The following is a 7,756-nucleotide window of genomic DNA, read 5'->3' on the forward strand; positions in this document are numbered from 1 at the left end:
AACAGCGTTTCGCGGTCCAGCAATGCGCCTGAAGGGTCCTGCGCCTCTGTCAGGCCGTCCGTGAAAAACAACAGGGTCTCATCCGACCCAAGAAGATGGGTCTCGTCCGGGTAGGGAAAGCCCTCGTCCACACAGAGCGGCGGGCCGCCGTCGAGCGCGATCTCGCGCACCCGGCCCGCGCCATCCACAACCAGCGGGTTCTCGTGGCCCGCCGAACAGAGGTGCAGGGTCCCGTCATCGGGGTGCAGCACGCCCACCAGCAGCGAGACCGCCATGGCCTGGCGGTTGTCGCGCGAGAGTTCGGCGTTGATCTCTCCCACAGCGGCGGCCAGCGGGGTGTCGGGCCGCATCAGGAGGCTGCGCGAAAGGGCCTTGGCGAGCGCCATGAACAGCGAGGCCGGCACGCCCTTGCCGGTGACGTCGCCGACCAGGAAGCAGACGCGGCCGTCGTCGAACGGAAAGGCGTCGTAGAGGTCGCCGCCGACAGTCTTGGCCGACTGCAGCGCCGCGTCGATCTCCACGGCCGGCGAGACGCGCGCGAGTTCGGCCCGCGGCATCAGCATCCCCAACTGGATCTCGCTGGCCGCGGCCAGCTCGCCCGAGATGCGCGCGGCCGACAGGCGTTCGTCCTCGAGCTGGCCGCGCAGGCGCGTCTGGACGCGGCGGCCTTCGACGAAGAGCAGCAGCACCATCACCGCCGAGGTCGCCGCGCCCGGGACGAGCATGGGCAGCGGGTCGAGGATCAGATCCTGGCGGAAGGCGATCCAGCTCGCGGCGAAGGCGGCGACGACCTCGGCCGCGGCGATGGCGGAGATGGCTCCGATCGGCAGGCGCGGCACCGCGAGCCAGGCCAGCAGCACCAGCGCCAGGCCCACGCCCCACTCGGCCAGCGGCGCCCAGGCGGGCCGGTCGAGGGCGGCGCTGCGCAGGATCGCGTCGACCGCCTGCGCCTGGACGAAGACGCCGTAGGTCTCGGACGCGCGCGGCGTGGTCACGACGTCGGAGGTGCCGGCCGCGGTCAGGCCGACCAGCACGATCTTGCCCTCGAAGGCGTCGGCGGGGAGGCCCTGGCGCAGCAGGTCGGCCGCCGAGTAGGTCATGAAGTCGGCGAGGCCCTTCTCCTTCGCACCCGCCGGCGCGGCGAAGCGCAGTTCGACCCGTCCTCCGGCGTCGACCGGCACGCGATGGCGGCCCAGGCGGATGGCGGCCAGCGCGTCCTTCGTCCCGTCGAGGCGGATCACGTCCTGCCCCTCGGCGACCCGGACGAGGTCGAGGGCCAGGCTGGGCGTGAGCGCGCCCGCCGCCTTGCCGAGCAGGGGGACCCGGCGGATCACGCCGTCCGGATCGGGCGGGCCGTTGGCGAGGCCGTGGCCCAGCGCCGCGCCGTCCAGGATGTCGAGGTTCGCCGCCACCGTCGGGTAGGTCGGGACGGCCGCGGGGACCGGCCCCCGGAACTGCACGTCCGGCGGCAGGGGCGGGGCGGCGGCGGCCTCGTCGCCCTCCAGCTTGTCGAAGGTCTCGTCGCCCACGCCGGCGCGGGCGAGCACCACGGGGCTGCGCCCGATCACGCGCGCGAAGACGGCGTCCATCGACGGCAGCGTCGAGACCTCGCCGGCCGCGGTCCCCGAAAGCTCGGGGTAGAGCTTGATGAAGTCGGCCGGCGCCTGGCGGTCGGGCTCGGGGAACAGGAAGTCGAAGCCGATGGCCGTCGCGCCGCGGGCGGCGATCTGCTCGGTCAGCCGCGCCATCGTGTAGCGCGACCAGGGCCAGCCGCCGACGGCGGCGAGGCTGGGCGCGTCGACCGCCACGACCGCCACCTTCCCGGTCGGGAGCGGCGGCGGGGCGATGTTCTGCGCCAGGTCGAACAGCGGCTGGCGGAGCGCCGTGCCCGTGGCCGCCAGCAGCATCGCCCCCAGGATCGCGGCGACCAGCCCGATGACCCGGACCCGCACGCGCGCCCAGCGGTCCAGTTCTCCGAGGGCGCCGTCCGGCGACGCGCCGAACATCGGCAGGCGCGCCCGCCGCGCGACCGGCCCGGGAGCGTCAGACCCTGACTTCGAGTCCGTCATACGCGCACAGCACCTCCAGCGGCGGCCGGTCCGCGCGGACCAGCTCCTCGTAACGGATGGTCTCGCCGTGCATACGCTGGATGTCGCGATCCGAGTAGGTGGGCTCGTGGTGGAACAGCACCAGCCGCTTGGCGTGGGCCGCGTGGCAGAGGTCGACGGCCACCACGTTGGAGGAGTGACCCCAGTCCTGCTTCAGGCTGACGGTGTCGCCCAGCGAGTACATGGTGTCGCAGATCACGAGGTCGCCATCCCTGAAGAAGGCCTCGAAGGCGGCTTCGGCCTCCATGTTGTCGATCTTGTGCTCGGAGTCGGTGGAGTAGATCACCGCCTTGCCGCCCGTCTCGAACCGGAAGCCGTAGGAGTCGTGGCTGTGGTACTGGCTGGCGAGGCTGACGGTCACGCCCGCGACTTCGAAGGTCTCGCCCGGCTGGTGGACGATGAACTCGAACTTCGCCTTCAGCCAGTCGAACGGCACCGGGAAGCTGATCTCCTCCTGCTGGCGGCGCAGCGCCTCCTCGGCGTCGGGATGACCCGAGTGGACATAGATGTGCGCCCCGGGGTCGAAGGCCGGCCCGAAGAACGGGAAGCCCATGATGTGATCCCAGTGCAGGTGGCTGAGGAAGAAGTGGTAGACTCGCGGGTGGCCCTCGGCGCAGCGGCGGAACGCGTCGATGCCGAACTCGCGCAGGCCCGAGCCCATGTCGCAGACGAAGAAGCAGTCCCTGGCGCCCTCGATCTCGACGCAGGAACTCGCGCCGCCGTAGCTGCCGTAGGTGGAGAATTCCAGGTTCTTGCGCGCCCAGGTGTCAGCTTCGAGTTCGTGGACGAACTTGCGGCCGCCAGCCGCGACCAGCGCCCGGGCGATCTTGCCCTGGATCGCCAGCGCGGGGCGGGCCACCGGCAACGACCCGCGCGTGCCCCAGAAGCGTACCAGCATCGAAGAAATCCCCTCGTCCCCGATCAGGTGCTCAAGAGCCGACGCTGTCGGCGATGGTGAACAGCTTGTCGTAGCGGCTGATCGCGAGGATCTCGCGCATCCGCGCGTTGGGCGCGGCCAGCGTGATCTTCACGGCCTCCCCCGCCTCGCGCCGGCCGATGGTCAGCGCCCGCAGGCCCCGCGAGGACATGTACTCGAGCCTGGAGAGATCGACGATCAGCGGCAGGCCGGCCTGGGCGGCGTCGCGCACGGCGGCGATGAGGTGGCCGGAGAAGGCCTCCCAGGTGGTCTCGTCCACGCGGCCCTCCGGCGCGCCGACGAGCCTGTCGCCCGCATTCCGAAGCTGCCAACTCAAGCTCATGCCCAGTTCCCCGCCCGAACACCACGGCCGCCCCGGGCGGCCCGTGTCCCGTCACGCATCCCCACCGAGCGCCAGACTGAGCGCGCCCGCCGAGCCCGCGCAACAATATTCGCGCGACAGGCGCGTCGCTCGCGGGCCGCGACGGGCCGCGTCACAGGGCGTGGGACGCTCGGGCTGCCGGGCCCGGGCCTGTGGCGAATCGGGCGGGACGGAGCGGGCGCCGGGCGCGCGATCCCGTGAACCGGCCGACGGAGGAGCGGCGGGACCGCGCCGCGACGATTTTGATGCGGATATCTAAACCGTGGTCACTTGAGGCGGGGCCTCGGGGCGCGCGGCGTTCCCCTGGGTCAGGGCGCAGCATCTCCTTACGTCATAGGCTGTTGCGCGGGCGCCGCGTTCAGAGGACATCGTTGCCCGAACGGGGGAATTTGTGTGGCGAAGCTGCAATAATCACCCTCTTAATCCTCCCACTCAGGCGGGCCCACACATGAGGCTTCCGAGGGGAGGAAAACCATGTCGAAAGGCAGATTCTTCTGCAGCGCGTCGATGCTGGCCGCTCTGGCCACGCTCGGCGCATCGGGCCAGGCCCATGCTCAGGCCGCCCAGGCCGCAGGGCAGGCCAGTTCCACCGAGATCGGTGAAGTCGTCGTCACCGGCTCGTTCATCCGCGGCACGCCGGAGGACGCGGCGCTTCCCGTCGACGTCATCAGCCAGGAAGATCTCGAGAAGCAGGGTGCGCCGTCGACCCTCGAACTGATCAAGGGGATGTCGGTCAGTTCCGGCGTGCTCGGCGACACCAACCAGTTCGACACCCGCGCTCAGGGCTCGGAGGGCTCGGGTTCGATCAACCTGCGCGGCCTCGGCGCGGCGCGGACCCTCGTGCTGCTGAACGGCCGGCGCATGGCGCCCAACCCGTTCGGCCAGGGCGCCTCGGGCATCGTCGACACCAACATCCTGCCCACCGCCGCCATCGGCCGGGTCGAAATCCTGAAGGAAGGCGCCGCGGCGACCTACGGCTCTGACGCCATCGGCGGCGTGGTGAACTTCATCACCCGCACCAACTTCGAGGGCCTCGAGGTCGGCGGCAGCTACAAGTACATCGACGGCTCGAAGGGCGACTGGGACGCTTCGGCGGTGTGGGGCCAGGCCTGGGAAAACGGCAACATCCTGCTGACCGCGGGCTACCAGCACCGCTCCGAGCTGAAGGTGATCGACCGCGACTTCGCGGTGCGCTCCTTCGCCGACAACGACATCGGCGGCTGGTCGGGCGGCTCCAGCGTGACGGCCTTTGCGCCGATCACGCAGAACGCCGCCGGCGCCTGGGTGCCGCTGGCCGGCTTCCAGCTCGACAACGGCTGTACGCCGCTGGGCGGCGCGGCCATCGGCGGGGGGCTTCCGGCCTGTAACTTCCACTTCTCGGAGTACGACAACCTCATCGAGCACGAGAATCGGTTGCAGATCTACGGCGAGATCAACGCCGACCTCTCGGAGAACCATCACCTGCACGTCGAGGCGCTTTATTCCAAGACGGACATGCCGCGCTGGAAGACCTCGCCGTCGTACCTCGCGCTGCAGTCGCCCACGGCGACCACGAACCCGACGGTCGGCACCCTGACGCCGGCCCTGCTGCAAGGCTACTTCGTGCCGGCGAACAACCCTGGCCTGATCGCCTACCGGGCCGCGAACCCGACGGCGATCCCGGCCGCCGCGACCGGCGTCCACATCCCCGGCGTGCGTTACCGGCCGCTGTCGTTCCAGGGCAACCCGATCTTCGGCGACGACAGCCGGCCGTCGGAAGGCCTGCGCCAGTATGAGGCCTATCGGGTCTCCGCCAACCTGAAGGGCGACCTGCCCTTCGGCGGGCTGGGCTACGACGTGGCGGTCACCTACGGCCAGGAAGTGGCCCGCCGGACCGGCTACGACAGCCTGGTGTCGCGCCTCCAGCTCGCCCTGCGCGGCTTCGGCTCGACGGCCAGCGGCGCGGCCGGCGGCTGTACGGCGGCAGAGACCAACAACTTCACCACCAACGCCGGCAACACCGCGCTGGGCTGCTACTTCTTCAACCCGTTCTCCAACTCGATCCAGGCGAACGCCATCACGGGCCAGACGAACCCGGGCTACACCGCCTCGGTCGCCAACAATCCCGACGTGGTCCGCTGGTTCTTCCAGCAGCTCTCGACCAAGCAGGCCCAGCGCCTGTTCGTGGTCGACTCCGTGATCACCGGCGAAACCGGCATCGAGCTGGGCGGCGGGCCGGTGGCCTGGGCGGCCGGCGTGCAGTTCCGCAACGACGTCTACGAGACCCGTTACAACGCCTTCGGCGACGCCGACGTCACCCCCTGCATCGACACCGTGGTGACGGGGGCGACGAACTGCGGCGGCAAGGCCGGGGCCTTCCTGTTCCTGGCCACGGCCAGCAAGGCTGACCTGGACCAGCAGGTCTATGCCGGCTTCGCGGAGGTCTCCGTACCCTTCAGCGAGGACATCCAGCTCCAGCTCGCCGCGCGCTACGAGGACTACAACGGCGACGTGGGGTCGACCTTCAATCCGAAGGCCTCGCTGCGCTGGCAGGTCACCCCGTCCGCGGCGGCGCGGGCACTACGTTCCGCGGCCCGCCGCTGGCGTCGCTGAACCCCTCCACCGGCACGGGCTTCTCGTTCATCGGCGGCGCCTTCCGCGCCATCGACTTCACGGGCAATCCGAACCTGAAGCCCGAGAAGGCCGACAACTACACCGCTGGCCTGATCTTCAACACCGGCGGCTTGAAGGCGACCATCGACTACTGGCGCTTCGACTTCCGCAAGCCCATCGTGGCCGAGCCGTCGGGCGCCATGGTCGCTACCATGTTCCCAGGCGGCGCGGCGACGAACTGCAACAACCCGGCCTTCGCCGGCCTGCAGGCGCGCTTCACGTTCTCGGGCGGGACCTGCGGCCAGGCCAACATCTCGCGGGTGTCGAGCTTCGTGGTCAACGGGCCCAACCTGAAGACCTCGGGCATCGACTTCCTGGCCGACTACGACTTCGGCGAGGTGTTCGCAGGCGGCAATGCCCGGGTCGGCGTCTCAGCGACCTACACGATCAACTACAAGCTGGACGACTTCTCGGTCGGCGGCGTGGTCGTGCAGCGCGGCTACGACGCCGTGGGTCTCCTGAACTACCAGCTATCGGCCACGCCGCTGCCGGAGTGGAAGGGCCAGGCGTTCGCCGAGTACACGCTGGGCGCCCACAATATCCGCCTCACCGCCAGCTACATCGACTCCTACCATGACCAGCGGGCCGACGTGCCCGGCGCCGGGATCCTGGCGCCGAACGCGCAGACCGGCCTGGTCAACACCAAGGGGACGAACATCAAGTCGACCGTCCTGGTCGACCTCGACTACCGCTGGCAGGCGCCGTGGGACACGACGATCGTGCTCTCGGTCGACAACATCTTCGACCGTGATCCCTCGTTCGCCCGCCTCGACCTGAACTACGACCCTTTCACCGGCAATCCGCTGGGCCGGGTCTTCAAGATCTCGGCGAAGAAGCGCTTCTGAGCCGAACGTAGAACCAGAGTCGCTTTTGAGCGCCGCCGGCCCCGCCGGCGGCGCTCAATCCTTTATGGGGCTGGGGGTTGCGGCCCTATTGACGGACCCGTGTTTTTCCAAACAACGGTATTCTTTTCCCTGAAATCCCGCCAAGAATGTGGCGATCCCGGGGGGTGGATCCGCGCAAAGACGCGGGCGGCCGGTCACGGGAGGGGAAGGACAAAGTCACATGAACAAACGCAGTCAATTCTGCGGCGGGTCGGCGCTGGCCGTCGCCGTCGCCCTCGGTGTCGCCGCGCCCGCGAGCGCGCAAACGGCGGCCAGCGAACCGGCAGACGTCCAGGAAGTGGTCGTCACCGGCTCGTTCATCCGCGGCACGGCGGAGGACGCGGCGCTGCCGGTCGAAGTGATCGGTGCCGAAGAGCTCCAGAAGCGCGGCTCGCCGAACACCATCGAACTGATCAAGAGCCTGCCAGTCAGCGGGCCGGTGCTGGGCGACTCCAACCAGTTCTCCACCGCCGCCCAGGGCCAGGTCGGCGCGGGCTCCATCAACCTGCGCAGCCTCGGCAGCCTGCGGACGCTGGTGCTGGTGAACGGCCGCCGCGTCGTGTCCTCGGCGGGCGCCGGCAGCGGCGGCGTCGACACCAACCTGCTGCCCGTCTCGGCCATCGGCCGCGTCGAGGTGCTGAAGGACGGCGCCGCGGCGACCTACGGCTCGGACGCCATCGCCGGCGTGGTGAACTTCATCACCCGCAACCGCTTCGACGGCCTGGAAGTGAGCGGCGACTACCGCCTCGTCGACGGCTCGAACGGCGACTACACGGCCAACGCCATCTACGGGAAGACCTTCGACAACGCCGAC

The 7,756-nt window shown here is 69.9% G+C and carries 4 protein-coding genes and 1 pseudogene; 2 read left to right on the forward strand and 3 right to left on the reverse strand.

Features of this window, described 5'->3' with window-relative positions; all coding sequences use genetic code 11:
• From JNL41_RS09350 to JNL41_RS09360, 3 genes are all read right to left on the reverse strand, one after another.
• Positions 1-2,069: CHASE2 domain-containing protein (locus tag JNL41_RS09350; RefSeq protein WP_293474276.1), on the reverse strand; the 2,069-nt coding region annotated here is incomplete at its 3' end.
• Positions 2,044-3,006, reverse strand: coding sequence for an MBL fold metallo-hydrolase (locus JNL41_RS09355; RefSeq protein WP_293474277.1), 963 nt, complete (start codon positions 3,004-3,006; stop codon positions 2,044-2,046). The genes JNL41_RS09355 and JNL41_RS09350, both read right to left, overlap by 26 nt.
• A gap of 31 nt (positions 3,007-3,037) precedes the next feature.
• The gene (locus JNL41_RS09360; RefSeq protein ID WP_293474279.1) at positions 3,038-3,367 is read right to left on the reverse strand and encodes an STAS domain-containing protein; all 330 of its coding nucleotides are present in this window, start codon (positions 3,365-3,367) and stop codon (positions 3,038-3,040) included.
• Between the two features lie 546 nt (positions 3,368-3,913).
• On the opposite strand from JNL41_RS09360, the pseudogene JNL41_RS09365 reads away from it, so the two are divergent.
• Both JNL41_RS09365 and JNL41_RS09370 read left to right on the forward strand, forming a co-directional pair.
• Positions 3,914-6,903, forward strand: a pseudogene (locus tag JNL41_RS09365) (TonB-dependent receptor).
• Between the two features lie 220 nt (positions 6,904-7,123).
• Positions 7,124-7,756 (forward strand): TonB-dependent receptor plug domain-containing protein (locus JNL41_RS09370; RefSeq protein ID WP_293474281.1); only part of this gene is annotated, 633 nt, incomplete at its 3' end.

This window comes from Phenylobacterium sp. (assembly GCF_016793285.1).
In the GTDB taxonomy this organism is placed as follows: Bacteria; Pseudomonadota; Alphaproteobacteria; order Caulobacterales; family Caulobacteraceae; genus Phenylobacterium.

Excerpts from the sequence above, each read along its gene's own strand:
- JNL41_RS09360 (WP_293474279.1), bottom strand. The coding sequence starts at position 3,367 with ATGAGCTTGAGTTGGCAGCTTCGGAATGCGGGCGACAGGCTCGTCGGC.
- JNL41_RS09355 (WP_293474277.1), bottom strand. The coding sequence starts at position 3,006 with ATGCTGGTACGCTTCTGGGGCACGCGCGGGTCGTTGCCGGTGGCCCGC.